Raw genomic sequence first — 26,210 nt, 5'->3', positions numbered from 1 at the left:
AAGTAGGGTCGCACACGATGACGAACCACCCCCGAGGCGAGAGCGGAGCCGACGGCTACACGTCGGCGGACACCGAGCGCAAGGCGCGCGAGAACCGGAAGAACCGGGCCCGCGGTCCTTTCGAGCGCGACCGGGCCAGGGTGCTGCACAGCGCCGCCCTGCGGCGCCTGGCCGCCAAGACCCAGGTGGTCCAGCCGGGGGTGAGCGACTTCCCGCGCACCCGCCTCACCCACTCGCTGGAGTGCGCGCAGATCGGCCGCGAACTCGGCCAGGCACTGGGCTGCGACCCGGACCTGGTCGAGGCGGCCTGCCTCTCCCACGACCTCGGGCACCCCCCGTTCGGGCACAACGGCGAACGGGCCCTGGACGAGGCCGCCGCCGCCTGCGGCGGGTTCGAGGGCAACGCCCAGAGCCTGCGCCTGCTCATCCGGCTGGAGGGCAAGATCATCGACCCCGACGGGCTCAGCGCGGGGCTCAACCTCACCCGCGCCACCCTGGACGCCACCGTCAAGTACCCGTGGTTCCGGGGCGAGGGGCCCGACACCCACAAGTTCAACTGCTACCCCGACGACACGGAGACCTTCGCCTGGCTGCGCCGGGGGGCGCCCCCCGGCCGCACCTGCTTCGAGGCGCAGGTCATGGACTGGGCCGACGACGTGGCCTACTCCGTCCACGACGTCGAGGACGCCCTGCACGCCGGACTCGTCGACATGGCCGCCCTGCGCGGCACCGACGAGCGCGCCGAGGTCGTCCGGCTCGCCGCGGCCTACTACTGCGACGCCGACCCCGCCGAGCTGCACCACGTGTTCGCCGAACTCCTCGCGGCGCCCGTGTGGCCGAGCGAGTTCACCGGGGATCTCGCCTCGCTCGCCGCCCTCAAGAACCTCACCAGCGAACTCATCGGCCGCTTCTGCCGGGCGGCCGAGCACGCCACCCGCGCCGCCCACGGCCAGGGGCGGCTCACGCGCTACGGCGCCGACCTGGTCGTGCCCCGCCGGGCCCTCCTGGAGTGCGCGCTGCTCAAGGCGGTCGCCGCCCACTTCGTGATGTCCCGCGTCGAGGCCATCGCCTACCAGGCGGAGGAGCGCCGCCTCATCACCGAGCTCGTCGGCGCACTCCGGAAGAGCGCCCCCGACGGCCTCGACCCGCAGTTCCGCGCGGCCTTCACCGAGGCGTCCGGCGACGCGGCCGCGCTGCGCGTGGTCGTCGACCAGGTCGCCTCTCTCACCGACACCTCCGCGACGGCGCTGCACGCCCGTCTGGTGGGCTGAAGGGAGAGGGGTCCCGGAGGGCCGGGGAGCCTCCGGGGCGGAAGGGCCTGCGGGCTCCCGACGGGGGCCTCGCCGACGATTCGGTCGGGCAGGGGGGTTGACGCCTCGTATGTTAACGCTAACAATGTTGTCCGCGTCACATTTCCCCTGAGATTCCCGGAGGTGTCGTTCAGGTGAACCCCCCCGGTGGCCGCACCCCCGTCATGGCGGACGTCGCCAGACTGGCCGGTGTCTCCCACCAGACGGTGTCCCGCGTCATCAACGGCCACCCCAACGTCCGCCAGGAGACCGTCCTGCGGGTGCAGAGGGCGATCGACGAACTCGGCTACCACCGCAACTCCACGGCGCGGGCCCTGGTCACCCGCCGCACCAACGTGCTCGGCGTCCTCGCCTTCGACACCACCCTCTTCGGCCCGGCGCAGACCCTGGCGGGGATCGAGCGGGCCGCGCGCGAGGCCGGCTACTTCCTGAGCATGGTCAGCCTCGACGACGTGTCGCCGGCCGGCGTCGTCGCCGCGGCCGACTTCCTGATCCAGCAGTCCGTCGAGGGCTGCATCGCCATCGCCCCGCAGAGGGGCCTGGTCGACGCCCTCGCCTCGCTGCCCGGGCCCCTGCCGCTGGTCGCCGTCGAGGGCGGCGAGGGCTCCGGCCTCCCGGTCGTCTGCGTCGACCAGGTCCAGGGGGCCGAGGAGGCCGTCCGCCACCTCCTGGCGCTCGGCCACCACACGGTCCACCACATCGAGGGGGACCCGCTCTGGCTGGAGTCCGAGGCCCGCGCGTTCGGATGGCGCCGGGCCCTGGAGGAGGCGGGCGCGCCGGTCCCGGAACCGCTCCAGGGCGACTGGAGCCCCCGGTCCGGCTACGACCTCGGCCGAGCCCTGGTGGGGCGCAGGGCCGCGGGGGAGCGGGTGACCGCGATCTTCGTGGGCAACGACCAGATGGCCATAGGGGTCCTGCGCGCCCTGCACGAGGCGGGGCTGGGTGTGCCGGGCGACGTCAGCGTCGTCGGCTTCGACGACATCCCCGAGGCGGAGTACCTCACGCCGTCCCTGTCCACCGTGTACCAGGACTTCGCCCAGGTCGGCCGGGAGAGCCTGGCGCTGCTCCTCGGCGAGATCGGGGCGGGCCGCACCGGCTCGGCCGACCCCGCCGGGGCCGGGAGACGCGTGGTCCCGGCGGAACTGAGGCAGCGGGGCAGCAGCGGGCCGCCTCCCCCCTGACCGCCCGTCCCACGCGCCTCCTCCACGGAAGGAACCCCCTGTGCGCGAGAATGTTAACGCTAACAACAAGCCGTCCCCCGACGCGGTCGTCATCGGCGTCGACTTCGGGACCCTCTCCGGCCGGGCCGTCGTCGTCCGGGTGGCCGACGGGGCCGAACTCGGCTCCGCCGCCCACACCTACCGGCACGGCGTCATCACGGAGCACCTGCCCGCCTCCTCCGGGCCGCTGGCCCCCGAGACCGCGCTCCAGTGCCCCGAGGACTACCGCGAGGTCCTGCGCACGGCCGTGCCGGAGGCGCTGCGGGCCTCCGGCGCCGACCCCGGGCAGGTGGTCGGCATCGGCACCGACTTCACCTCCTGCACGGTCCTGCCCGTGACCGCGGACGGGACCCCGCTGTGCGAGCTCCCCGACCTCGCCGGGCGCCCGCACGCGTGGCCCAAGCTGTGGCGCCACCACGCCGCCCAGCCGGAGGCGGACGAGATCAACGCCCTCGCCGAGAAGCGGGGGGAGACGTGGCTGGCCCGCTACGGCGGCCGGATCTCCTCGGAGTGGCAGTTCGCCAAGGCGCTCCAGGTCCTGCGGGAGGACCCCGAGGCGTACGCGCGCGCCGACCGCTGGATCGAGGCCGCCGACTGGATCGTCTGGGAACTGTGCGGACGCGAGACCCGCAACGTCGCCACCGCCGGGTACAAGGGCATCCACCAGGACGGCGCCTGGCCCTCCGCGGAGTTCCTGGCCGCCCTCGACCCGCGCTTCGCCGGCTTCGTCCGGGACAAGCTCGCCCACCCCCTCTCCCAGCTGGGCGAGCGCGCGGGCGGCCTCACCGCCCGGGCCGCGGCCTGGACGGGCCTGCCCGAGGGGCTGCCCGTCGCGGTCGGCAACATCGACGCGCACGTCACCGCTGCCACGGCCCGGACGACCGGCAACGGCCGGATGCTCGCCATCATGGGCACCAGCACCTGCCACGTCATGAACTCCGACGTCCTCGCCGAGGTCCCCGGCATGTGCGGGCTGGCGCTCGGCGGCATCACCCCCGGCGCCTGGGGCTACGAGGCGGGCCAGAGCGGTGTCGGCGACATCTTCGCCTGGTTCGCCGACTCCCACGTGCCGCCCGCCTACCACGAGGAGGCCCGCGAACGCGGCCTCTCCGTCCACGACCTGCTCTCCGAGCGGGCCTCGGGGGCGCCTGTCGGGGGCCACGGCCTCGTCGCCCTGGACTGGCACAGCGGCAACCGCTCGGTCCTGGTCGACCACGACCTGTCCGGCGTGCTCGTCGGGATGACCCTGGCCACCAGGCCGGAGGAGGTCTACCGGGCCCTGGTCGAGGCCACGGCCTTCGGCACGCGCACGATCATCGGGGCCTTCGAGGCCGCCGGGGTCCCGGTCGAGGACTTCACGGTGGGCGGCGGCATGGTCCGCAACCCGTTCGTGCTCCAGGTCTACGCCGACGTGCTCGACCGCCCGATCAGGCTGGTCGCCTCCGAGTACAGCTGCGCCGTGGGGTCCGCCATCCACGCGGCCGTCGCGGCCGGCGCCCACCCCGACATCCACGCGGCGTCGGCCGCCATGGGCCGGGTCCGGGAGAAGACCGTCGACCCCGATCCCGCCAGGGCGGCGGCCTACGACGACCTCTTCGAGGTCTACACCGAGCTCCACGACCACTTCGGCCGGGGCGGCAGCCAGAGCCTGCGCCGCCTCCGGGCCATCCGCAACGCCACCCTGGCCACCGCGGGGAACGGCACCGAGGAGGGAACACGATGACCGCCGACACGGCCCGCACCGTCCCCGACGAGCACCGGGCGGAGGTGGAGCGCCTGCGCGAGCACCTGTGCGCGCTGCACGCCGAACTGCCCCGCTGGAAACTGGTCACCTGGACCAGCGGCAACGTCTCCGCCCGCGTCCCCGGCGCCGACCTCATGGTGATCAAGCCCAGCGGGGTCTCCTACGACGACCTGGCCCCCGCCGACATGGTCGTCTGCGACCTGGACGGCCGGGTGGTCGAGGGGGGCCGGTCCCCGTCCAGCGACACCGCCTCCCACGCCCACGTCTACCGCGCGCGCCCCGACGTCGGCGGGGTCGCGCACACCCACAGCGCGTACGCGACGGCCTGGGCCGCACGGGGGGAGCCCATCCCGTGCGTCATCACGGCGATGGCCGACGAGTTCGGCGGCGACATCCCCGTGGGACCGTTCGCCCTCATCGGCGGCGACGAGATCGGCAGGGCGGTGGTCGCCACCCTCCGGGGCCACCGCTCCCCGGCCGTCCTCATGCGCGGCCACGGCGTGTTCACGGTCGGCGCCTCCGCCCGCGCCGCGGTCAAGGCCGCGGTGATGTGCGAGGACGTCGCGCGCACCGTCCACATCGCCCGCCAGGGCGGCCCCCTCGAACGCCTGCCCCAGGAGCACATCGACGCGCTCCACGACCGGTACCAGAACGTCTACGGCCAGTAAGGAACGATCGTGCCCCTTCCCACGCCCCCGGCCGCCGCCCACGCGCCCGTCGGGACCCGTGCGCCCCGTATCGGCCTCCTCGGCATCATGCAGCCCCTCTACGACGACATGATCCCCGGCATCACCGAGCACCAGGCCGCCTACGCGGGCCGGGTCGCCGAGAAGCTCTCCGGCGTCGCCGAGTGGACCGTGGCCCCTCCGGTGCGCGGACGCGCGGACGCGGAGCGCGCGATGCGCGCGTTCGAGGACGCGGACCTCGACGGGGTCCTCGTGGTCATGCTCACCTACGGGCCCTCCCTCCGCGTCACCCGCATGTTCGGCGGGGCCCGGCTGCCGATCGCCCTGGCCAACATCCAGCCCGATCCCGCGGTCTCCCCGTCCTGGGACATGGACGACATGACCTACAACCAGGGCATCCACGGCGCCCAGGACACCGCCAACGCGATGGTGCGCGCGGGGCTCCCCTTCGAGGTCGTCACCGGCGAGTGGCAGAGCCCCGAGTTCGCCGGGAGGATCGACCGCTGGGCCAGGGCGGCCCGCGCGGTCACGGCGCTGCGGGGCCTCCGGGTCGGCGTGTTCGGCTATCCCATGAACGGCATGGGCGACGCCCGGGTGGACGAGAGCTCGCTGCTGCGCAAGCTCGGGCCGGAGGTCGAGGTCATCGCGCCGGGCTCCCTCCACCGGACGATGGCCGAGATTCCGGGGGAGGAGGTCGCGGACCTCATGGCCTGGGAGGACGGGGCCTTCGAGGTGGACGGGCGCCTCTCGAAGGAGGAGCGCGAGGACCACGCCCGCATGCAGCTGGGCATCGAGAGGCTGCTGGAGGAGCGGGGCGCCGGCGCCTACTCCACCCACTTCGACGCCATCGGCGAGGACGGCCGTTTCGCGCGGCTGCCGATGGCCGCGGCCTCCACCCTGATGGCCAAGGGGTACGGGTTCGCCGGCGAGGGCGACGTGCTGGCCGCCTCGATCGTCTACGCCGGGCACCAGCTCGCGGGGGACGGCCACTTCACCGAGATGTACGCCATGGACTTCCCCAGCGACTCCGTCCTCATGAGCCACATGGGCGAGGGGAACTGGCGGATCGCGCGCGAGGACGAGCCCGTCCGACTGATCAAGCGCCCCCTGGGGATCGGCGGCCTCGACGACCCGCCGACCATCGTCTTCCGCTACCGGCCGGGCCCCGCGACCCTCGCCTCCCTGGTCTTCCTCGGAGGCGAGGACTTCCGCCTGGTGGTCGCGGAGGGCGAGGTGATCGACGCGCCCGGGCTGCCGTCGCTGGAGATGCCCTACGGACAGTTCCGCCCGGAGACGGGCGTGCGGTCGTGCATGGACGCCTGGCTCAGGTCCGGCGGCACCCACCACATGGTCATGAACACCGGCGCGAGGGCCGAGGACTGGAAGGTCCTCTGCTCGCTCGCCGGCATCGAGTACGTCCGGGTCTGACCCGGAACCCGCGGCGCCGAGGCGCCCGCTTCCCGGGGAGGGCCCGCCGGGCCCTCCCCACCCCCCGGCGCAAGGAGAACACCATGCGCGTCCGACCCCCCGAATCCCCCGAACCCCCCGTTCCCCCCGAACACCCGGCCCCGCGCGGCCCCGGCCGCCGGGCCTTCGCCGCCGGAGCCCTCGCCGCCGCGGGCCTGGCCGCCGCCGGGTGCGGCCCCTCCCCGGCCCTGCTCTCCGGCAGGACCCGCCTGCGCCAGTGGAACCTGTTCGCGGGCGGGGACGGCATGCGGATGATCGAGATGCACGACGCCTACGTACGCGAGCATCCCGACGTCGACTTCCGGGCCACCACCTTCACGTGGGGCTCCCCCTTCTACACCAAGGTCGCGATGGGCGCCGCGGGCGGGCGCGGCGCGGACATCGCCACCGTGCACGTGTCCCGGCTGGAGAGCCTGGCGCCCGGGCGGCTCCTCGACCCGATCGACCCCGTGATGCTCGCGGAGGCGGGGATCGACGACACGGTGGTGCTCCCGCGGATCTGGGAGAAGTGCTTCTTCGACGGGGAGCTGTACGCGATCCCCATCGACACCCACGTGCTCATCCAGTTCGTCAACCTCGACGTGTGCCGCAGGGCGGGCGTGCTCGACGCCGACGACCGGCTCGTCGAGGTCTCCGGGCTGGACGGCTACCTCGACCTGCTCCGCGAGATCCAGGGCGCGACCGGGGAGTACGGCCTGTCCGTCGACACCTGGGCCCCCTGGCCCAACTTCTGGGCGCTCTACCGCCAGCAGGACGGCGACCTCGTCATCGGCGAGGACGACTTCGAGCTGGACGACGACAAGGCGCTGGCCGCCATGGAGGTCATGTACCGGCTCTCCGAGGAGGGGCTGTCGCCGAGGCACTCCATGCTCGCCGACACGGCGGCCAATCTCGCCAACGGCCAGGCCGGGCTGATGATCCACGGCAACTGGGAGATCCCCACCCTGGAGGCCGCGGGCACGGAGTTCACCGCGACCCAGTTCCCGGCGGTGTTCGGCAACAACCGCACCCGCGGCGACTCGCACTGCTACGTGTTCCCCCACCAGCGCGACAGGGACCCCGAGCGCACCCGCGCCGCCGTCGGGTACGCCGCCTGGATGCTGCGCCACAGCATCACCTGGGCGGCCGGAGGACACATCCCCGCCTACCTGCCGGTGGTGGAGAGCGACGATTACGACGCCCTGCACCCGCAGTCGGAGTACGCCGAGGCCGCCGAGAACGTCCAGTTCGAGCCGCAGGCCTGGTTCAGCGGTTCGGCCGGGCGCCTCCAGGAGGAGGCCACCGGCCCGCTGACCACCCTCCACCAGGGCACCCAGACCCCCGAACAGGCCCTGGACCAGCTCAAGGGGGCCATCCGCACCCTGATCGCCGTCCCCTCACCGGTGTAGGGAGGAACCCCGTGACCACTCGTGCCCCGGCGGCCCCGCCGGACGGCCGGACGGACCTCCCCGACGTGCGGCGCCGACCCGCCGCCCGGACCGGGCTCTGGTTCGTACTGCCCTTCCTCGCCTTCTACCTGGTGTTCCTGCTCTGGCCCGCGATCGTCGGGTTCGGCTACACCTTCACCGACCGCAGCCTGGCCGGCGGGCCGACCTCCTTCGTCGGCCTGGAGAACTGGGCCGAGAGCCTCACCGACCCCGCGATGTGGGAGTCGCTGTGGAACACGCTGGTCTTCACCGTGCTCAGCGTGCCGCTGATGGTGGCTCTCGCCCTCGCCCTGGCCCTGCTGACCGACCACGCCCGCAAACTGGGCTGGTTCCTGAGGTTCGGCTTCTTCGCCCCGTTCGTGCTCCCGGTCGCGGTCATGACGCTCATCTGGGGCTGGATGTACAACCCCAGCCTCGGCCTGTTCAACGGCATGCTGGGCCGGATCGGCGTGGAGGGCCCCGAGTGGCTCTTCGGCGAGGGCACCGCGATGGTCTCCGTGGTCGTCGCCACCGCCTGGTGGCAGGTCGGGTTCAACTACCTGCTCTACCTGGCCGCCATGCAGTCGATCCCCGGTGACGTCTACGAGGCGGCGGCCATCGACGGGGCCGGGGCCTGGCAGCGGATCGGCCGCATCACGCTCCCGCTGCTGGCGCGCACCACCGCACTGATCGCGGTCCTCCAGCTGATCGGGTCGCTCCGCGTGTTCGAGCAGATCTACCTGATGACGTCGGGCGGCCCGAACTTCGCCACCCGCACCGCCATCCAGTACATCTACGACTCCGGGTTCGTCGGGCTCCGCATCGGCCTGGCCTCGTCGATGGCCTACGTCTTCATGGTCATCGTCATCGCGGCCTCCGTCGCCCAGTTCCGCCTCTTCTCCCGGAAGGAGGCCTGACGCCATGGCCGCAGCCCGACCCCCCGCAGTCCCGCCCTCCGCAGCCCGGCCCCTGGCGACCCGGCCCCCCGCCGGACGGCCGAGCACCCGCGGCCCCGCCCCCCGCAGGCGGCTCCCCCGCGTCACCGTGGGCTCCGCCGCCCTGTACACGGTCGCCGCACTGGCGGCGCTCGCCTGGCTCCTCCCGCTGCTGTGGGCGATCGACACCTCGCTCAAGCCCGAGGGGGAGACGACGCTCCTGCCGGTCACCTGGTCGATCGCCGAGCCCACGCTGGAGGCCTACCGGCTGGTGCTGGCCCGGGGCGACCTCGTCCGCTGGGCCGTCAACTCCACCGTGACCACCGTGATCGTCACGGTGCTCACCCTGGTCCTGTGCGTGCTGGCCGCCTACGGGTTCAGCCGGTTCGACTTCCGGGGCCGGGGGTGGCTGTTCGCACTGGTCATCGGGGGCATCCTCATCCCGCCGCAGACCCTGATCGTGCCGCAGTTCGTCCTGATGACCCAGCTCGGCCTGGTGGACACCTACTGGGGCGTCGCCCTGCCGCAGGTGGTCGCGCCGGTGTTCGTGTTCATCCTCAAGCGGTTCTTCGACGCCGTCCCCCGCGAGTACGAGGACGCGGCGCGGATGGACGGGGCCGGTCCGGCGCGCATCCTGTGGAGCGTCGTCCTGCCCCTGTCCCGACCGGTCCTCACCGCGGTCGGCATCTTCACCTTCATCGGCGCCTGGAACAACTTCCTGTGGCCGTTCATCGTGACGACCGACCCGGAGATGATGACGCTCCCCGTGGGGCTCGGCACCGTCGCCGGGCAGTACGGGGTGCAGTACGCCCAGGTCATGGCCTCGGCCGTCCTGGGAGCGGTTCCACTCCTCCTCGTGTTCCTGCTCTTCCAGAAGAACATCGTCACCGGCGTCGCCGGCGCCGGGATCAAGGGATGACCCCCCACTCCGAAGGAAGCCCATGCTCCACGCCTCCCTGACCGCCGACCCCGCCCAGACCGTCGCCCCGGTCCACCGACGGACCTTCGGCTCGTTCGTCGAGCACATGGGCCGCTGCGTCTACACCGGCCTCTACGAACCCGGCCACCCCACGGCCGACGCGGACGGCTTCCGCGGCGACGTCGCCGACCTCGTCCGCGAGCTGGGCGTCACCACCGTGCGCTACCCCGGCGGCAACTTCGTCTCCGGCTACCGGTGGGAGGACGGCGTCGGCCCCAAGGACCGCAGACCCGTCCGCCGCGACCTCGCCTGGCACAGCCTGGAGACCAACCAGTTCGGGCTGAACGAGTTCGCGACGTGGTGCGGACGGCTCGGCATCGAACCCATGATGGCGGTCAACCTCGGCTCCCGGGGGCTCCAGGAGGCCCTGGACCTGCTGGAGTACGCCAACCACCCCGGCGGCACACACCTGTCCGACCTGCGGGCCGAGCACGGACACCCCGACCCCCACGACATCCGCATGTGGTGCCTGGGCAACGAGATGGACGGGCCCTGGCAGATCGGCCACCTGGACGCCCGCTCCTACGGGCGCAAGGCCGCGCAGGTCGCCCGCGCCATGAAAATGGCGGACCGCGACCTCGAACTCGTCGTGTGCGGCAGCTCAGGTTCGGGCATGGCGACCTTCGGGGCGTGGGAGGCCACCGTTCTGGAGGAGGCCTACGACGCCGTCGACCACATCTCCCTGCACGCCTACTACGAGGAGCACGACGGCGACCTGGCCAGCTTCCTGGGCTCGGTCGCCGACATGGACCACTTCATCGACTCGGTCGCCTCCACCGCCGACGCCGTCGGGGCCAGGCTGCGCGACACGAAGCGCATCCAGCTCTCCTTCGACGAGTGGAACGTCTGGTACCTGAGCCGCCACCGGGCGCTGGCCGAGGTCCAGCCCGCCGACGACTGGAGGACCGCCCCCCGCGTCATCGAGGACCGGTACAACGTCGCCGACGCCGTCGTGGTCGGCAACATGCTCATCAGCCTCCTCCGGCACAGCGACCGCGTCACCGCCGCCAGCCAGGCGCAGCTCGCCAACGTCATCGCCCCGATCATGACGGAGCCGGGCGGACCGGCATGGCGGCAGACCATCTTCCACCCGTTCGCGCTCACCGCCGCGTCCGCCTCCGGCCGGGTACTGCGCGCAGAGGTCGCCGCGCCCCTCCAGGACACCGCCAGGTACGGCGGGGTGCCCGTGGTCGACGCCGCCGTCACCCACGACGAGGCGACCGGCGCCGCCGCGCTGTTCGTCGTCAACCGCTCCGTCGACCAGCCGGTCGCCCTCGACGCCGACCTGCGCGGACTCGCCCCGGCCGGTGTCACCTCGGCGCTCACCCTCGCCGACGACGACGCCTACGCGGCCAACAGCATGGCCGACCCCGACCGGGTCACCCCCTCGCCCAACAAGGACGCGCGCCTGGAGGGCGGACGGCTCGGCCTCACGCTGCCCCCCGTCTCCTGGTCCGTCGTCACCCTGTCCACCGGCCGCCGCTGAACGGCGACCACCCCCCACCGGAAGGAAGAGGAACCAGTACATGCGAGACCACCGGAGGGCCCTCCCGGCCCTGGCAGTCATAGGGGCGTCGCTCCTGCTCACCGCCTGCGGCGGCGTAGGGGACGCCGCCCGCCCAGAGGGGGAGGCCGGAACCATCGGCATCTCCATGCCCACCCAGTCGTCGGAGCGCTGGATCGCCGACGGCGCCAACATGGTCGAGGAGTTCGAGGAGCGCGGCTTCGGCACCGACCTCCAGTTCGCCGAGGACGTGGTGCAGGACCAGATCTCCCAGATCGAGAACATGATCACCCGGGGCGTCGACGTCCTGGTGATCGCCGCGATCGACGGCGCCGCCCTGGGCGACGTCCTCGACATGGCGGCGGACAACGACATCCCCGTGATCGCCTACGACCGCCTCATCCTCGACAGCGAGCACGTCGACTACTACGCCACCTTCGACAACCTCCGGGTCGGCGAGCTCCAGGGCGACTACATCGTCGACGCCCTCGACCTGGAGAACGAGGAGGGGCCCTTCGACATCGAGCTGTTCGGCGGTCCGCTCAACGACAACAACTCCTTCTTCTTCAACGACGGCGCGATGGCCGTGCTCCAGCCCTACATCGACGACGAGACGCTGGTCGTCCGCAGCGGGCAGACCTCCATGAACCAGATCTCCACCGAGCGCTGGGACGGCGCCGTCGCCCAGGCCCGGATGGACAACCTCCTCAGCGCCCACTACTCCGACGAGGAGGTGGACGCCGTCCTGTCGCCCTTCGACGGCATCAGCCTCGGCGTGATCGAGTCCCTGAGGGCGGTCGGCTACGGGAGCGGGGACAGGCCCCTGCCCGTCATCACCGGCCAGGACGCCGAGGTGTCCTCGGTCAAGTCGATCATCGCGGGCGAGCAGACCCAGACCGTCTTCAAGGACACCCGGGCCCTGGCCGCCCAGACGGTCGACATGGTCGAGTCCCTCCTCGCCGAGGAGGACGTCGAGGTCAACGACACCGAGAGCTACGACAACGGGGTCAAGGTGGTCCCCGCCTTCCTGCTCGAGCCGGTGTCGGTGGACATCGACAACTACGAGGAGGAACTGGTCGGCAGCGGCTACTACGAGGAGTCCGACCTCGAATGAGCGAGACGCAGACACGACCGGCCCCCACCGGCAGGCCACTGCTGCTGATGCGCGACATCCGCAAGGAGTTCCCCGGCGTGCGCGCCCTGGACGGTGTGTCGCTGAGCGTCGGACACGGGAGCGTCCACGCCCTCATGGGCGAGAACGGCGCCGGGAAGTCCACGCTGATGAAGGTGCTCAGCGGGGTCCACCCGGCGGGCTCCTACGACGGCGAGATCCTCGTCGACGGCGACCCCTGCGCCTTCGCGGGGGTCGCCGACAGCGAGCGCGCCGGGATCGCCATCATCCACCAGGAGCTGGCGCTCGTCCCCCAGCTGTCGGTCGGAGAGAACATCTTCCTCGGCCACGAGAGGGCCCGGCGCGGCGTCGTCGACTGGGGGGCCACCCACGCCGAGGCGCGCGCACTCCTGCGGCGGGTCGGCCTGGACGAGGCGCCCACCACGCCGGTGTCGGCCCTCAGCGTGGGCGCGCAGCAGCTCGTGGAGATCGCCAAGGCGCTCGCCAAGCGGGTGCGGCTGCTCATCCTCGACGAGCCGACCTCCGCCCTGACCGAGGTGGAGAGCGACCGGCTCCTGGACCTGCTCCTCGGGCTCCGGGACGAGGGGGTGACCTGCATCCTCATCTCGCACAAGCTCGGCGAGGTCGTCCGGGTCAGCGACGAGATCACCATCCTGAGGGACGGCCGCGCCGTGGAGACCCTGGCCGTGGAGCGGGGCGAGGACGGGACGCCCTCCGTCGACGAGGACCGCATCATCCGGGGGATGGTCGGCCGCGACCTGGACCAGCGCTACCCCGAGCGGGTCGGCGAGATCGGAGGGACACGCTTCGAGGTCCGCGACTGGACGGTGGCGCACCCGACCCAGCCGGGGCGGCTCATGGTCGACGGGGTCGGCCTCACCGTGCGGCGCGGGGAGGTCGTCGGGCTCGCCGGGCTCATGGGCGCGGGGCGCACCGAATTCGCCATGAACCTGTTCGGCCGCTCCTACGGGCGCCGTGTCAGGGGCAGCCTGACCAAGGACGGGGAGGAGCTGGACACCGGCACCGTGGCCGCCGCGATCCGCGGCGGCGTCGCCTACGTCCCCGAGGACCGCAAGACGCTCGGGCTCATCCTGGACGACGACATCCGCCACAACACCACCATGGCGGCCCTGGACCGGGTCTCCTCCCGCGGGGTCCTCGACCCCGGGCTGGAGGCGGTGGAGGCGGCGCGCATGAGCGAGCGGATGCGCGTCCGCAGCCACGGCACCACCCAGGCGGTGCGCACCCTCAGCGGCGGCAACCAGCAGAAGGTCGTGCTCGGCAAGTGGCTGTTCACGCGCCCCGAGCTGCTCATCCTCGACGAGCCCACCCGGGGCATCGACGTCGGGGCCAAGTACGAGATCTACCTGATCGTGCGCAGGCTCGCCGCCGAGGGCGCGTGCGTGCTGTTCATCTCCTCGGAGCTCCCCGAGCTCCTCGGCATGTGCGACCGGATCCTCACCCTGTGCGAGGGCCGGATCACCGGCGAGGTCCCGGGCGAGGAGGCCGACCAGGAGACCCTCATGAGACTCATGACACGGACCGGTGACCAGGACCGGACCGACCCGAGGAGCCCGCGATGACCACCCGTCCGTTGACACTCGCCACGACCCTGATACGGGCGAACGCGCGGCAGTACGGCATGGCCGTCGCCCTGGTGGCGATCATCGTGCTGTTCCAGATCCTCACCGGGGGGCTGCTGCTGACCCCGCTCAACGTCACCAACCTGATCATGCAGAACTCCTACATCCTGATCCTGGCGATCGGGATGATGCTGGTCATCGTCACCGGGCACATCGACCTGTCGGTCGGCTCGGTGGTGGCGTTCACGGGCGCGGTCTCGGCCATCATGCTCACGTCGTGGGGGCTGCCCACGGTCGTGGTCGTCCCCGCGGCACTGCTCCTGGGCGCCCTCATCGGCGCCTGGCAGGGGTTCTGGGTCGCGTACGTGCGCGTGCCCGCGTTCATCGTGACCCTCGCCGGGATGCTCGTCTTCCGCGGGGCGACCCTGGCCGTGCTGGGCGGGGAGTCCATCGCCCCGCTGCCCACCTCGCTGCGGAACATGGCGAGCGGCTTCCTGCCCGACGTCGAGGTCCTGGGCCTGCACCTGCCGACCCTCCTGCTGGGCGCGGCCGGCGCCGCGGCCGTGGTGTGGATCCAGTGGCGTTCGCGGGCGCGCGACCTCAGGCACGAGCTGCCCACGGCGCCGACAGCGGTCACGGTGCTGGTCTCGGCGGTGACCGCCGTGGTCATCATGGTGTTCGCCTACGTGCTGGCCCAGTACAACGGGCTCCCCCTCGTGGGGCTGCTGCTGGTCGCCCTCATCGCCGGCTACTCGTTCGTCATGCGGTCCACGACCGCCGGCCGCCGCGTGTACGCCGTCGGGGGCAGCGAACAGGCCGCGGCGCTGTCGGGGATCAGGACGCGCCGCACCACGTTCTGGGTGTTCGTCAACATGGGCGTGCTCTCCGCCCTCGCCGGCCTCGTGTTCACGGGACGGCTCAACGCGGCCACTCCGGGCGCGGGGACCATGTTCGAGCTGGACGCGATCGCCGCGGCCTTCATCGGCGGGGCGTCCGCCGCCGGGGGCGTGGGCACCGTCGTCGGGGCCGTGGTCGGGGCCCTGGTCATGGGCGTGCTCAACAACGGCATGTCGCTGATCGGTCTCGGCGTGGACTGGCAGCAGCTCATCAAGGGCCTGGTGCTGCTGCTCGCGGTGGCGTTCGACATCTACAACAAGCGCCGCGTCACCGTGGGGCGCACCCTCGACGTGAGGCCCCCGGGCGGGACGGCCCGGGGAGCCGGCCCGAAGGCGGACGACCCGTCCCCGTCCGGGGAGGGAGGTGTCCGCGCGGGGCCCTGAGGACCGCCGTGCGGGGGAGCGGACCGCTTCCCCGCACGGCGCACCGCCGGGCCGCCGCCGACAGCGGCCGAGGGCGCCGCCCCGCCAGCCCTACTGGTAGCCGCGGATCTCCCGGAAGATCTGTTCGAGGTCCTGTTCGCGGGCGTCGAAGACCCGGCCGCCCGTCACCTCGGCGACGCTCGACATCTCCGACTCGTCCGAGTCGCCGAACAGCACCGTGAAGACGGGCGCGGCCGCCACCTCCGGCGACAGCTCCTCCAGGGAGAGCCGGAAGTCCTCCAGGTCCGAACCCAGGTTCACCTCGCCGTCGGTCATCAGCACCACCGACGTCAGGTGGTCGCCGGAACCGCCCTCCAGCAGCGCGTACGCCTCCCGCAGCGCGTCGTAGGTGGCCGTCTCGCCGTCGGCCTCCAGGGACCGGACCTCCTCAGCCACGTCCTCCGCGACCGCGTCCGCGGACCCCGGCTCCATCACGAACGTGCGCGGCTCACCGGGCTCGGTGGCGAACGGCAGCAGCGTGATCTCCTCCCGCTCCTGGAACGCCTGCGTCCGCCGGGCCAGGGACCCGCCGTCCGCCCCCGTCAGGGCCACCAGCGCCGACCGCAGCTCACGGATGCGCTCGCCCTCCATCGACCCCGACACGTCCAGCACGTACACGGTGCGCGCCGGACGGCGCAGGACGCCGACGTAGTCGGCGACCAGGTCGTCCACCACCTGCCTGTGGGCGGGGAACGGCAGCTCCACCAGGGGCGGGACCTGCGCCCGCAGCACCGCGTCCGGGGAGACCGGGCGGCGCCACGTGTCGTCGGCGATCCGCTGCTGGGTCGGGCCCGACAGCAGGTCCTCGACCAGGCGCCCGTACGCGGACACGGCGTCCTCCGAGGGGTCCGCCAGCAGTGTCAGCGGGTAGTCGGCCGTCACCGCGCCGTCCGCGGGGTGCACCAGAGCGAGCGGCTCCTCCAGCGTGCCGGAGGCGTTCAGCGACAGCAGTACCGACTCGTAGTTGATCAGGCCGTCCACCGGCCGCCCCTCGCGGGCGCGCCGCTCGAACGCCTCCGACAGCCATCCGGACGAGCCCGCGGTGACCTCCTGGCCCCCGAAGAACTCCTCCAGCTCCGGGCGGACCCTCTCCACGTCCCGGCTCTCCAGGGCGGTGCCCGTGTCGGCCAGGGCCGAGGCCACGCCGATCAGCGCCGAGAAGCCGGAGTTGGAGGCGCCGGGGTGGGTCATCCCGTAGGTCAGACCCTCCTCCGCGACCGCCCTGCTCACGTCCGCCCAGGTCACCTCCGCGCCGCCGGTCCACCCCAGCTCGTCCGCGCGCGACCCGGTCACGCCCAGGACCACGGGGGAGACCATGACGGGGGTCTCGGTGTGCACGGCCGTCCTGCCGCCCCCGTCCAGGTGCAGGTAGCGGTTCGAGCCGAACCAGACGGCGTCGTACCCGTCGGTGTCGCCCCCGGCCACCCGGGCGAGTCCGTCCAGGGTGCCGGTGTAGTCCAGCTCCACCGTCACGCCGGTCCGCTCGGAGACCTCCTCCAGCAGGGGTTCCAGGTCGGCGATCTCGCTGCCCGCCAGCACCCTCAGGGTGTCCGCGGACCCGCCCGGGACCGTGCAAGCCCCGGCCGCCAGGACCAGGGCCAGGGCCGCGGCGCCCGCCGCGGAAGCCGTCGGGGACCTCATCCCGCCCCTCCCGCCGCCGCGCCTCCGCCGGCGCGGCCCGTGTCCTCCCCGTCGTCCGCGGGCGGACGCATCCCGCTGCTCGTGTAGGCGTCCTCGATACCGGTCAGCAGGGACTCCAGGGCCTCGTAGGCGGGCGGGTGGACCACGTCGGCGACCTGCGTGCGGACGGAGAGGCCGTGCTCGTCCACCAGGTCCTGGAAGTGCCGGGTGTCCTCGGTGCGGAACCCGTGGCCGGCCGCCAGCGCCTGGAGCTCCGCGTCCCCGGTGAGCAGGCGCCCGACCTCGTCGCCCGCCCCGGTGAGGGGGACGACGGTGTGCTCGGCGTACACGGTCGGCCCCGGGTAGAGCACCACCACGCCGTCCGCCGGGGCGGGGCCCTCCACCATGGCGTGGACGTACTGGGACTCGTAGACCCACACCAGCGGCGTGTGGCCCGCGCCCAGGTCCCGGAACTGCTCGAAGGGCTGCTGCGAGGACTCGGGGGGCTGGCCCTGGGCGAGGAAGAGCCGGGAGAGCGTGTCGACGATCTCCCGGTCCACCGGGCCCGGGGACACGGCCTCCTCGCCGTTGAGCAGGTAGGAGAGGACGGCCACGTACATGGCGGCCGAGTTGGAGGTGCGCGGGTCGGTGGTCCGGATCAGGACCTCGTTGCGGTTGCTGGAGCTCACCGAGTCGCCGGGCAGGTCGCGCCAGCGGGTCCGCTCCTCCGTCAGCTCCAGGTAGGCCGCCATGTCGAACTCCCACGCGCCGTCCTCGGCCCGCCGGGCGACCCCGGCCTCCTCCAGGGCCCGGACCATCGGCTCGTAGGCGAGGAGGACCATCGGGGTGCTGAACGGCTGGTACTCGGCGGTGACCCCGTTGAGCTCCCTGGCGCGCTCGGCCAGGTGCCGGGAGCCGGGGGAGACGAAGTCCGCGTCGCCGGGCTCCTCCGCCAGCAGGCGCGATCCGCGCGGGCGCACCCGCACCTCGTACCCCAGCTCGCCGAACCTCTCCACCACGCGCTCGTCCTCGAAGAACGCGACCTTCTCCGACCCGACGATCCCCTCGACCGGCCGGCGGTCCCCGAGGACGCGGTCGACCAGGACCACGCCGATGGCCGCGAGCAGCGCCGCGATGACTGTTCCGGCGGCCACGACGAACAACGTCCTGGTGCGGCCGGGCCGGTGGGGGATGCCAGGCACCGCGTCGTCCCTCCTCGGTTGGACCGGTGGTGGTCGCACCCTCCCAGGGCCGACCGGCGAGGAGCCGACCCCCCGGTGTCAGGGGTGTGGACGGCGGGAGAACCCGCGGTGCCCCGGACGGCGGTCGGAACGGCCCGGGGGAGAACTACCCTGGGGACCGTGGCAGGCCGGATCAGAGACGAAGACATCGCGCTCGTACGCGAACGCGCGCCCATCGCGGACGTGATCGGCGAGTACCTCCAGCTGCGCAACGCGGGAGGCGGCTCGCTGAAGGGGCTGTGCCCCTTCCACGACGAGAAGTCCCCCTCCTTCAACGTCACCCCCTCCAAGAACCTCTGGTACTGCTTCGGCTGCGGGGAGGGCGGGGACACCATCTCCTTCCTGCAGAAGATCGACAGCCTCAGCTTTGCCGAGGCCGTCGAGTCGCTCGCCCGGCAGGTCGGGGTCACCCTGCGCTACGAGGAGGGCGGCCGCAGCACGGCGCGGCACGACTCGGGCAAACGGCAGCGCCTCCTCGACGCGCACCGCGCCGCCGCGGAGTACTTCGCCGAGCAGCTCCTCACCGCCGGGGCCGTCACCGCCCGCCGCTTCCTCGACGAGCGCGGCTTCAACCGCGTCCACGCCGAGCACTTCGGCCTGGGCTACGCGCCCGCCGGATGGGAGAACCTCACCTCGCACCTGCGACGCAAGGGCTTCACCGACCAGGAGCTGATCGAGGGAGGGCTGGCCAGCCAGGGGCGTCGGGGCGCCTACGACCGCTTCCGCAACCGGCTGCTGTGGCCCATCCGCGAGGTCACCGGGGAGGTCGTCGGCTTCGGTGCGCGCAAGCTCGACCCGGCCGAGGACGGGCCCAAGTACCTCAACTCGCCGGAGAGCCCCATCTTCCACAAGGGGCGGCTGCTGTACGGCCTCGACCTGGCCAAACGCGACATCTCCCAGAAGAGCCAGGCGGTCATCGTCGAGGGCTACACCGACGTCATGGCCTGCCACCTGGCCGGGGTGACCACCGCGGTCGCCACGTGCGGCACCTCCTTCGGCGAGGACCACCTCAAGATCCTGCGCCGCATGCTCCTGGGCCGCTCCAACCAGGGCGGCCGGGTGGTGTTCACGTTCGACGGCGACGCGGCCGGCCAGAAGGCCGCGGTGCGCGCCTTCGCCGAGGAGCACGGCTTCGCCTCCGAGACCTTCGTGGCCGTCCAGCCCGACGGGCTCGACCCCTGCGACCTGCGGCTCCGCCACGGGGACCAGGCGGTGGCGGACCTCGTCGACAACCCCGCGCCCCTGTACGAGTTCATGATCCGCAAGGTCATCGAGGACTACGACCTCTCCGCGCCCGAGGGCCGCATCGCCGCGCTGGACGCCGCCGCGCCGGTGGTCGCCAGCATCCGCAACGCGGGGGTGCGCAGGCTCTACGGCACCAACCTGGACCGCTGGCTCGGCATCCTGGACGAGTCCTTCGTGCTGCGCCGCGTCAACCAGCACATCCGCCGGGGAGGCGCGCAGGAGGGGCGGACGGCCGCGCCCGCGGCGCGCCCCGTTCCCACCCCCGACGCGCAGGACGCCCCGTACAACCTGAACGACCAGTCCCTGCTCCGCGAGCGCCAGGCGCTCAAGATCGCCCTCCAGTACCCGTCCCTGGCCGTCGGCTTCGACAAGTTCACCGACGAGGACTTCACCGTCCCCCAGCACAAGGCGGTGCTCCAGCTCATCATCGCCGCGGGGGGAGTGGCCGCCGCGCACGACCCCGCCGCGTGGGTGAGCGCCCTGCGGGAGGCCGCTCCCAACGAGACCCAGCGGGATTTCCTCACCCGGCTGGCGGTCGAGCAGGTGGAGTTCTACGGAGAACTCGACGAGCATTACGCGCGGCAAATGCTGAGCACAATCAGAACTCATTCCATCAACCGGCGCGAGTCAAACCTGAGGTCAGAGCTGTCCCGCCTGGGATCGGGTTCCCAGGTTGAGGAACAACAGCGGGTATTGACCGAACTCATGGCGCTCCAGCAGGAAAAACGTGCCTTCCAGGACGAGTTGGCGGACGGTATGTAGCACCGGGGTGACAATAGTAGTTCTCCCTTTTCCGGTGCCCGAAAGGGCACAATGGGATGGTGTCTCCCACGGTTGCGACCAACGAAATGCCACCCATTCGCCAGGTGGCCGGACTGCTCCCCGACACCGGTGGCGGGGCGGTCAGCCGGAGCGAGGTCGCCTCGGCCCTGGAACGACTGGACGCGCCGCCGGAGTCGCTGGACCGGACGGTCGCCCACCTCGCCCGGATCGGCATCGAGGTCTCCGACCCCGACGAGGCCGCCCAGCCCCCCGACGGCGCCCGCCGCTCCGGATCGGACCTGGTGCGCCTGTACCTGCGCGAGATCGGCCGGGTGCCGCTGCTCACCGCCGAGCAGGAGGTCGAGCTCGCCAGGGCCGTCGAGGTCGGCCTGTACGCGCAGCACCGGTCGTGCGCCGACGGCGCGTGCTCGCCGGAGGAGCTCGCCGTCCTCGTGGAGGAGGGAGGGCGGGCCAAGAGGCGCCTGATCGAATCCAACCTCCGCCTGGTCGTGTCGATCGCCAAGCGGTACATGGGGAGGGGCCTGCTCTTCCTCGACCTCGTCCAGGAGGGCAACCTCGGCCTGATCCGCGCCGTCGAGAAGTTCGACTACGCCAAGGGGTTCAAGTTCTCCACCTACGCGACGTGGTGGATCAGGCAGGCCATCACCCGGGCGATAGCGGACCAGGCGCGCACGATCCGCATCCCCGTCCACATGGTCGAGACGATCAACAAACTCGTCCGGGTGCAGCACCAGCTCCACCAGCAGCTCGGGCGCGAACCGAGTACCGCGGAGGTCTCCTCGGCCGCCGGATGCGTCGGGGACCGGATCCTGGAGATCCAGCGGATCGCCCGGGAGCCCGTGTCGCTCCAGGCGCCGATCGGCGACGAGGAGTCCGACTTCGGTGACTTCATAGAGGACTCCGACGCGGTCGTCCCGGTCGAGGCGGCGGCCTTCACCCTGCTCCAGGAGCAGCTGCACGCCATCCTCGGCGACCTGTCCGACCGGGAGCGGCGCATCATCCGGCTGCGCTTCGGGATGGCCGACGGGCACCCGCACACCCTGGAGGAGGTCGGCCGCGAGTTCGGGGTGACCCGCGAACGCATCCGCCAGATCGAGGCCAAGACCCTGGCCAAGCTCCGGCACCCCTCCCGGGCCGGCACCCTGCGCGACTACATCACGGGCGACTGACCGCGCCGCGCCGCCCGCCCGCGCCACCCCGGACCCGAAAACCAACGCACGGGCCGCCCCCAGGGTTCCCCGCCGCGGCGGGAACGGCCTCATGTGGCCGACATGGGCCGAACCTCCGGTGCCCGCCGCCCCCGGCCCCTAACGTCGAGGGGTGACCGCCACCCCGAACCAGCCGAACACCCCGGACCTCCCCCGGCGGCGCTCCCCGCTCCTCGCGCTGGGGGCCGTCGTCACCGCCGGGGCACTGGTCACGGGGCTCTTCGCCGTCGCGACCGCGAGGAACCCCGAGCGCATCGGGTACTTCGCCGACTGGAACGTGGCCAACCGCGGATACACCCTCAAGGAGTTCGAGGACAGCGGCTCCGCCGACCGCCTGACCCGGCTCATGTGGGCGTTCGGGGCGATCAGCCCGGAGGGGCTCTGCCACATCCCCGACACCCACGACCAGCCGTGGGAGCTGTACCAGCGCAGGTACGAGGGGGACGAGAGCGTCGGCGGCGAGCCCGACGAGTACGAGCAGGAGCTCGCGGGCGGACTCAACCAGCTGCGCCTGCTGCGCGAACGCCACCCGGACCTGGGGGCCAGCCTCTCCCTGGGCGGCTGGAACTGGTCGACCCACTTCTCGGTCGCGGCGCGCACCCAGGAGTCCCGTGAGGCCTTCGCGGCCTCCTGCGTGGACCTGTGGCTGCGGGGCGACCTCCCGGTCCGCGGCGGCGAGCCCCAAGGGGGCGACGGCGCGGCCGCCGGGGTCTTCGACGGCATCGACCTGGACTGGGAGTGGCCCGGGGGAGCCGGGCACCCGGACAACGTCGAGCACCCCGACGACGCCGCCAACTTCACCCTGCTGGTCGCCGAGTTCCGCCGCCGGCTCGACGAGCTGTCCGCGGAGACGGGGGAGGAGTACGTCCTGTCGGTGTCCCTGTCCGGAGCGGCGGAGACCAGCGGGTCCTACGACCCCGCGATCTTCGGGCAGGTGGACTTCGCCACCGTGCAGGGCTACGACTTCGCCGGGCCGTGGAGCGACGGGACCGCCCACCACTCGAACCTGTTCGCGCCCGCCTCCCAGCCGGACGCCAACAGCGTCGACGCCGCGATCCGGCGCTACCTCGACGCGGGGGCGCCCCCGGAGAAGCTGGTGATGGGCGTCCCCGCCTTCGGCCGGGGCTGGCAGGGCGTGCGCTCCGACCGGGACGGAGGGCGCGGCCAGACCGCCGAGGGGCCCGCCGACGACCACTACGACGGCCCCACCATGGCCTTCGGCGACCTGGAGGAGCTGGAGGGGCGCCGCCACCTGGACGAGGAGGCCGGCGCCTACTGGGTCCACGACGGCGACGAGTGGTGGACCTACGACAACCCCGACGTGATCGCCCTCAAGGGCGAGTACGTACTCGACCGGGGCCTGGGCGGGCTCATGGTCTGGAACCTGGACATGGACCCCGACGGCACCCTGGTGCGCGCCATGGACGCGTCGCTCGGGGGCTGACCGCCGGCCCGGCCGAAGGCCCCGCCGCGGCGGACGGGCAGCCCGTCCCGCCCGCCCGGACCCGTGTCCCGGAGCCTGCCCTCCGTGGTCCGCCGCCCGTGTGCCGTCCCGGCCCCCTGAGGCCCCGTCCCGCCGCCGTTCCCGGCCCCCCGCGGATTCCGCCCGCAGGCCCGCCCCCGCCGACACGGATCCGCGCGGCACGGTTGCGGGGCCGCCACCGCCGACACGGATCCGCGCGGCACGGTTGCGGGGCCGCCACCGGCCGCGCCACCCTGGGCACCATGGCCGACCCGCACAGCAGTACCAGCGCCCGAACCGACGTCGCCGGACTCCGCCGCGACCTGGAGAGCAGCATCCGGGGCACGGTCTCCTTCGACGCGGGCACCCGCGCCCTCTACACGTCCGACGCCTCCAACTACCGGCGCGTCCCCCTCGCGGTGGTCGTGCCCGAGACCGTCGAGGACTGCGTGGCGGCCGTCCGCGCCTGCGCGGCGCACGGCGTACCCGTCGTCCCCAGGGGCGGCGGCACGTCCATCGCGGGCAACGCCATCGGCACCGGCGTCGTCATCGACACCTCCCGCCACCTGCGCGCCATCGAGCACATCGACCCCGAGGCCCGCACCGCCACCGTGCAGCCCGGCGTCATCCTCGACGACCTGCGCGCCGCCACCGCCGAACACGGGCTGACCTTCGCGCCCGACCCCTCCACCCACAGCCGCTGCACCATCGGCGGCATGGTCGGCAACAACGCCTGCGGCTCCCACTCCGTGGCCTGGGGGACCACCGCCGACAACATCGTCTCCCTCGACCTGCTGCTCAGCGACGGCACCCGCCTCACCGTCGGCTCCTCCGACACCGCGGAGGAGTTCGAGGCCCTCACCCGGCGGCCCGGGCGAGAGGGGGAGATCCACACCGCACTGGCCCGCCTCGTCGACGCGCACCGGGCCGAGCTGCGCACCGCCATGCCCGAGTTCCGGCGCCGCGTCTCCGGCTACGCCCTGGACCGGCTGCTCCCGGAGAAGGGCCGCAACGTCGCCGCCGCGCTCGTCGGCACCGAGGGCACCTGCGCGTTCGTCCTCGGCGCCACGGTCCGCCTCGTCGAGTCGCCGCCCGCCCGGGCCCTGGCGGTCCTCGGCTACCCGGACGCCGCCTCGGCCGCCGACGCGGTCCCCGACCTCCTCGGCCACGCCCCGCTCACCGTCGAGGGCATCAACGACCGCATGGTCGCGGCCCTGGACCTGCACGGCTCCCGCGCCCGGGTTCCCCTCCCCGAGGGCGGCGCCTGGCTCCTGGTGGAGATCGCCGGGCCGGACCCCGGCGGAGCGGCCGAGGCCGCCGACCGCATGCTCGCCGGCCTTCCCCGGGCCTCCCGCCCCCAGGACGCCGGCGTCGTCTCCGACCCGGCCCACCAGAGGGCGCTCTGGCGCATCCGCGAAGAGGGCGCCGGGCTCACCCAGCGCACCCCCGCCGGGGCGGACGCCTGGTCGGGCTGGGAGGACGCGGCGGTCCCGCCGGAGAACCTCGGCGCCTACCTGCGCGACTTCGACGCCCTCATGGAGCGCCACGGCCGGTTCGGGGTGGTCTACGGGCACTTCGGCGACGGCTGCCTCCACGTGCGCATCGACTTCGAGCTCACCCACGAGCGCGGCCGACAGGAGTACCGGGCTTTCATGGAGGAGGCCGCCGACACGGTGGTCCGGCACGGCGGGTCCCTGTCCGGCGAGCACGGCGACGGCCAGGCCCGGTCCGAACTCCTGGCCCGCATGTACCCCGAGGGGCTGATCCGCGCCTTCGGGGAGTTCAAGCGCGTCTGGGACCCCGCCGGCCTCATGAACCCCGGCATCATCGTCGACCCCCTCCCACTCGACGCCGACATCCGGGTGGCCGCCGACACCGTCCCGTCCCGGCAGGCGTCCCCGGGACGGGACGCGACACCGCTGCCGCTCCTGTCGCGGGCGACCCTGGCCTACGGCGACGACGGCGGCGACCCCGCCGGCGCGCTGCGCCGCTGCTCCGGGATCGGCAAGTGCCGCCGCCAGTCCGGACCGGGCGTCATGTGCCCCAGCTACCAGGTCACCCAGGAGGAGAAGCACTCCACACGGGGCCGCGCCCACCTGCTGTTCGAGATGGCCAGGGGCGAGGTCGTCACGGACGGGTGGCGCTCGGAGGAGGTGCGCGAGAGCCTCGACCTGTGCCTGTCCTGCAAGGGGTGCCTGAGCGACTGCCCCGTCAACGTGGACATGGCGAGCTACAAGGCCGAGTTCCTTCACCAGCACTACCGCAACCGGGTGCGCCCGGCCGCCCACTACTCGATGGGCTGGCTGCCGCTCTGGGCGAGGATGGCGGCCCTGGCCCCGGCCGAGGCCGACCGTGCCACCCGGCTGCCGGGGGTCTCCCGCCTGGCGAAGAGGGTCGCCGGCGTGGCGGCCGAGCGCGACCTGCCGTCGTTCGCCCGCACCACCTTCACCCGCGCCTTCCGCCGCCGGGCCGCCCGGGGGGAGGCGCGCCGCGGGGGGCCGAGGGTGGTCCTGTGGCCGGACACCTTCGGCAACCACATGAACCCGGGCGTGCCCGCCGCCGCCGTGCGGGTCCTGGAGGACGCCGGGTTCACCGTCGTCCTGCCCCGGGGACAGGTGTGCTGCGGCCTGACATGGGTGTCCACGGGGCAGCTCGACGTGGCGCGCGCCGTCATGCGCCGCGCGGTGCGCGCCCTGGCCCCGCTGGTCGAGGAGGGGCTGCCGGTGGTGGGGCTGGAGCCCAGCTGCACCGCGGCGCTCCGCCACGACCTGCTGGAGCTGCTGCCGGGCCCGGAGAGCGAGCGGGTGGCCGCGTCCGTGCACACCCTGGCGGGCTTCCTGGAGGAGTACGCGCCGGACTGGCAGCCGCCCCGGGTGCCGGCCTCCGCGCTGGCCCAGGTGCACTGCCACCAGCACGCGGTCATCGGGTTCGACGCCGACCGCGCGCTCATCGCCAGGGCCGGGATCGACGGGGAGGTCCTGGACTCGGGCTGCTGCGGGCTCGCGGGGGACTTCGGGTTCACGGAGGGCCGCTACGAGGTCTCCAGGGCCATCGGGGAGCGCGAGCTGCTGCCCCGGGTGCGGGAGGCCGCCCCGGAGACGCTGGTGCTCGCCGACGGCTACAGCTGCCGCACCCAGATCGCGCAGGGAACGGGGCGCAGGGCCCTGCACCTGGCAGAGGTCCTCGCCCGGGGGATCGACCGGCGCCCGTCCCGCCCCGGGGCCGCCCCGGAGGGCGCTTCCTAGGGTGTGGTCCGTGGGTGCTTTCGGCGGGCTCGGTGCTTGCGCCGATCGCCGCGAGCGGTCGCCGGGCCATCTCTCGCAAGACGAGTGGCGAAGGTCAGCCCGGGTTTGGCTGTCCGAGCGC

Annotated in this window: 18 protein-coding genes; 16 read left to right on the top strand and 2 right to left on the bottom strand. The window is 73.0% G+C overall.

Translation table 11 applies throughout. The annotated features are described in order from the left end of the window. The first annotated feature begins 17 nt into the window (after window positions 1-17). The 12 genes from OUQ99_RS23455 (at window position 18) to mmsB (ending at window position 15,246) form a co-directional block, all read left to right on the top strand. Window positions 18-1,271 carry a deoxyguanosinetriphosphate triphosphohydrolase gene (locus OUQ99_RS23455; protein ID WP_267945947.1) on the top strand — a complete coding sequence of 418 codons (1,254 nt, stop codon included), beginning with the start codon at window positions 18-20 and terminating at the stop codon, window positions 1,269-1,271. 203 nt (window positions 1,272-1,474) lie between these two features. Beyond that, window positions 1,475-2,491, top strand: coding sequence for a LacI family DNA-binding transcriptional regulator (locus tag OUQ99_RS23450; protein ID WP_267950471.1), 1,017 nt, complete (start codon window positions 1,475-1,477; stop codon window positions 2,489-2,491). Window positions 2,492-2,531: 40 nt separating this feature from the next. Continuing rightward, window positions 2,532-4,253 (top strand): ribulokinase, encoded by a 1,722-nt coding sequence (araB, locus tag OUQ99_RS23445; protein ID WP_267945946.1) that lies wholly within the window; start codon window positions 2,532-2,534, stop codon window positions 4,251-4,253. Then, the gene (locus OUQ99_RS23440) at window positions 4,250-4,942 is read left to right on the top strand and encodes an L-ribulose-5-phosphate 4-epimerase (protein WP_267945945.1); all 693 of its coding nucleotides are present in this window, start codon (window positions 4,250-4,252) and stop codon (window positions 4,940-4,942) included. The genes araB and OUQ99_RS23440 overlap by 4 nt, the downstream gene beginning before the upstream one ends. 9 nt (window positions 4,943-4,951) lie before the next feature. Beyond that, window positions 4,952-6,388 carry an L-fucose/L-arabinose isomerase family protein gene (locus tag OUQ99_RS23435; protein WP_267945944.1) on the top strand — a complete coding sequence of 479 codons (1,437 nt, stop codon included), beginning with the start codon at window positions 4,952-4,954 and terminating at the stop codon, window positions 6,386-6,388. Between the two features lie 83 nt (window positions 6,389-6,471). After that, on the top strand, window positions 6,472-7,815 hold the full coding sequence (locus OUQ99_RS23430) for an extracellular solute-binding protein (protein ID WP_267945943.1): 1,344 nt from the start codon (window positions 6,472-6,474) through the stop codon (window positions 7,813-7,815). An 11-nt stretch (window positions 7,816-7,826) separates the two neighbouring features. Then, on the top strand, window positions 7,827-8,750 hold the full coding sequence (locus tag OUQ99_RS23425) for a carbohydrate ABC transporter permease (protein WP_267945942.1): 924 nt from the start codon (window positions 7,827-7,829) through the stop codon (window positions 8,748-8,750). 4 nt (window positions 8,751-8,754) lie between these two features. Continuing rightward, entirely contained in the window at window positions 8,755-9,687 is a 933-nt protein-coding gene (locus tag OUQ99_RS23420) for a carbohydrate ABC transporter permease (RefSeq protein WP_267945941.1), read from the top strand. Window positions 9,688-9,709: 22 nt separating this feature from the next. After that, window positions 9,710-11,233 carry an alpha-N-arabinofuranosidase gene (locus OUQ99_RS23415; RefSeq protein WP_267945940.1) on the top strand — a complete coding sequence of 508 codons (1,524 nt, stop codon included), beginning with the start codon at window positions 9,710-9,712 and terminating at the stop codon, window positions 11,231-11,233. A 40-nt stretch (window positions 11,234-11,273) separates the two neighbouring features. Then, a complete protein-coding gene (gene chvE, locus OUQ99_RS23410) occupies window positions 11,274-12,365 on the top strand; it encodes a multiple monosaccharide ABC transporter substrate-binding protein (RefSeq protein ID WP_267945939.1) in 1,092 nt (363 codons plus the stop codon). After that, entirely contained in the window at window positions 12,362-13,966 is a 1,605-nt protein-coding gene (locus tag OUQ99_RS23405) for a sugar ABC transporter ATP-binding protein (protein ID WP_267945938.1), read from the top strand. The genes chvE and OUQ99_RS23405 overlap by 4 nt, the downstream gene beginning before the upstream one ends. Continuing rightward, complete coding sequence (gene mmsB, locus OUQ99_RS23400) at window positions 13,963-15,246, top strand: multiple monosaccharide ABC transporter permease (protein ID WP_267945937.1); 1,284 nt, start codon at window positions 13,963-13,965, stop codon at window positions 15,244-15,246. The genes OUQ99_RS23405 and mmsB overlap by 4 nt, the downstream gene beginning before the upstream one ends. A 90-nt stretch (window positions 15,247-15,336) precedes the next feature. Here mmsB and OUQ99_RS23395 read toward each other — a convergent pair whose 3' ends face one another. Beyond that, complete coding sequence (locus tag OUQ99_RS23395; protein ID WP_267945936.1) at window positions 15,337-16,926, bottom strand: vWA domain-containing protein; 1,590 nt, start codon at window positions 16,924-16,926, stop codon at window positions 15,337-15,339. Then, on the bottom strand, window positions 16,923-18,107 hold the full coding sequence (locus OUQ99_RS23390; RefSeq protein ID WP_267945935.1) for a substrate-binding domain-containing protein: 1,185 nt from the start codon (window positions 18,105-18,107) through the stop codon (window positions 16,923-16,925). Before OUQ99_RS23390 ends, OUQ99_RS23395 begins: the two co-directional genes overlap by 4 nt. 159 nt (window positions 18,108-18,266) lie before the next feature. Here OUQ99_RS23390 and dnaG point away from each other — a divergent pair, with 159 nt between their 5' ends. The 4 genes from dnaG (at window position 18,267) to OUQ99_RS23370 (ending at window position 26,089) form a co-directional block, all read left to right on the top strand. Then, the gene (dnaG, locus tag OUQ99_RS23385; protein ID WP_267945934.1) at window positions 18,267-20,153 is read left to right on the top strand and encodes a DNA primase; all 1,887 of its coding nucleotides are present in this window, start codon (window positions 18,267-18,269) and stop codon (window positions 20,151-20,153) included. Window positions 20,154-20,239: 86 nt separating this feature from the next. Beyond that, a complete protein-coding gene (rpoD, locus tag OUQ99_RS23380; RefSeq protein ID WP_267945933.1) occupies window positions 20,240-21,343 on the top strand; it encodes an RNA polymerase sigma factor RpoD in 1,104 nt (367 codons plus the stop codon). 151 nt (window positions 21,344-21,494) lie between these two features. Then, a complete protein-coding gene (locus OUQ99_RS23375) occupies window positions 21,495-22,826 on the top strand; it encodes a glycoside hydrolase family 18 protein (RefSeq protein WP_267945932.1) in 1,332 nt (443 codons plus the stop codon). 281 nt (window positions 22,827-23,107) lie between these two features. Next, the gene (locus tag OUQ99_RS23370) at window positions 23,108-26,089 is read left to right on the top strand and encodes an FAD-binding and (Fe-S)-binding domain-containing protein (RefSeq protein ID WP_267945931.1); all 2,982 of its coding nucleotides are present in this window, start codon (window positions 23,108-23,110) and stop codon (window positions 26,087-26,089) included. The last annotated feature ends 121 nt before the right edge of the window (window positions 26,090-26,210 follow it).

Source organism: Streptomonospora nanhaiensis, from assembly GCF_026642255.1.
GTDB lineage: Bacteria > Actinomycetota > Actinomycetes > Streptosporangiales > Streptosporangiaceae > Nocardiopsis > Nocardiopsis tropica.
Note: the sequence above shows the minus strand (reverse complement) of the source record. Positions and strands in the feature narration are given on the sequence as shown.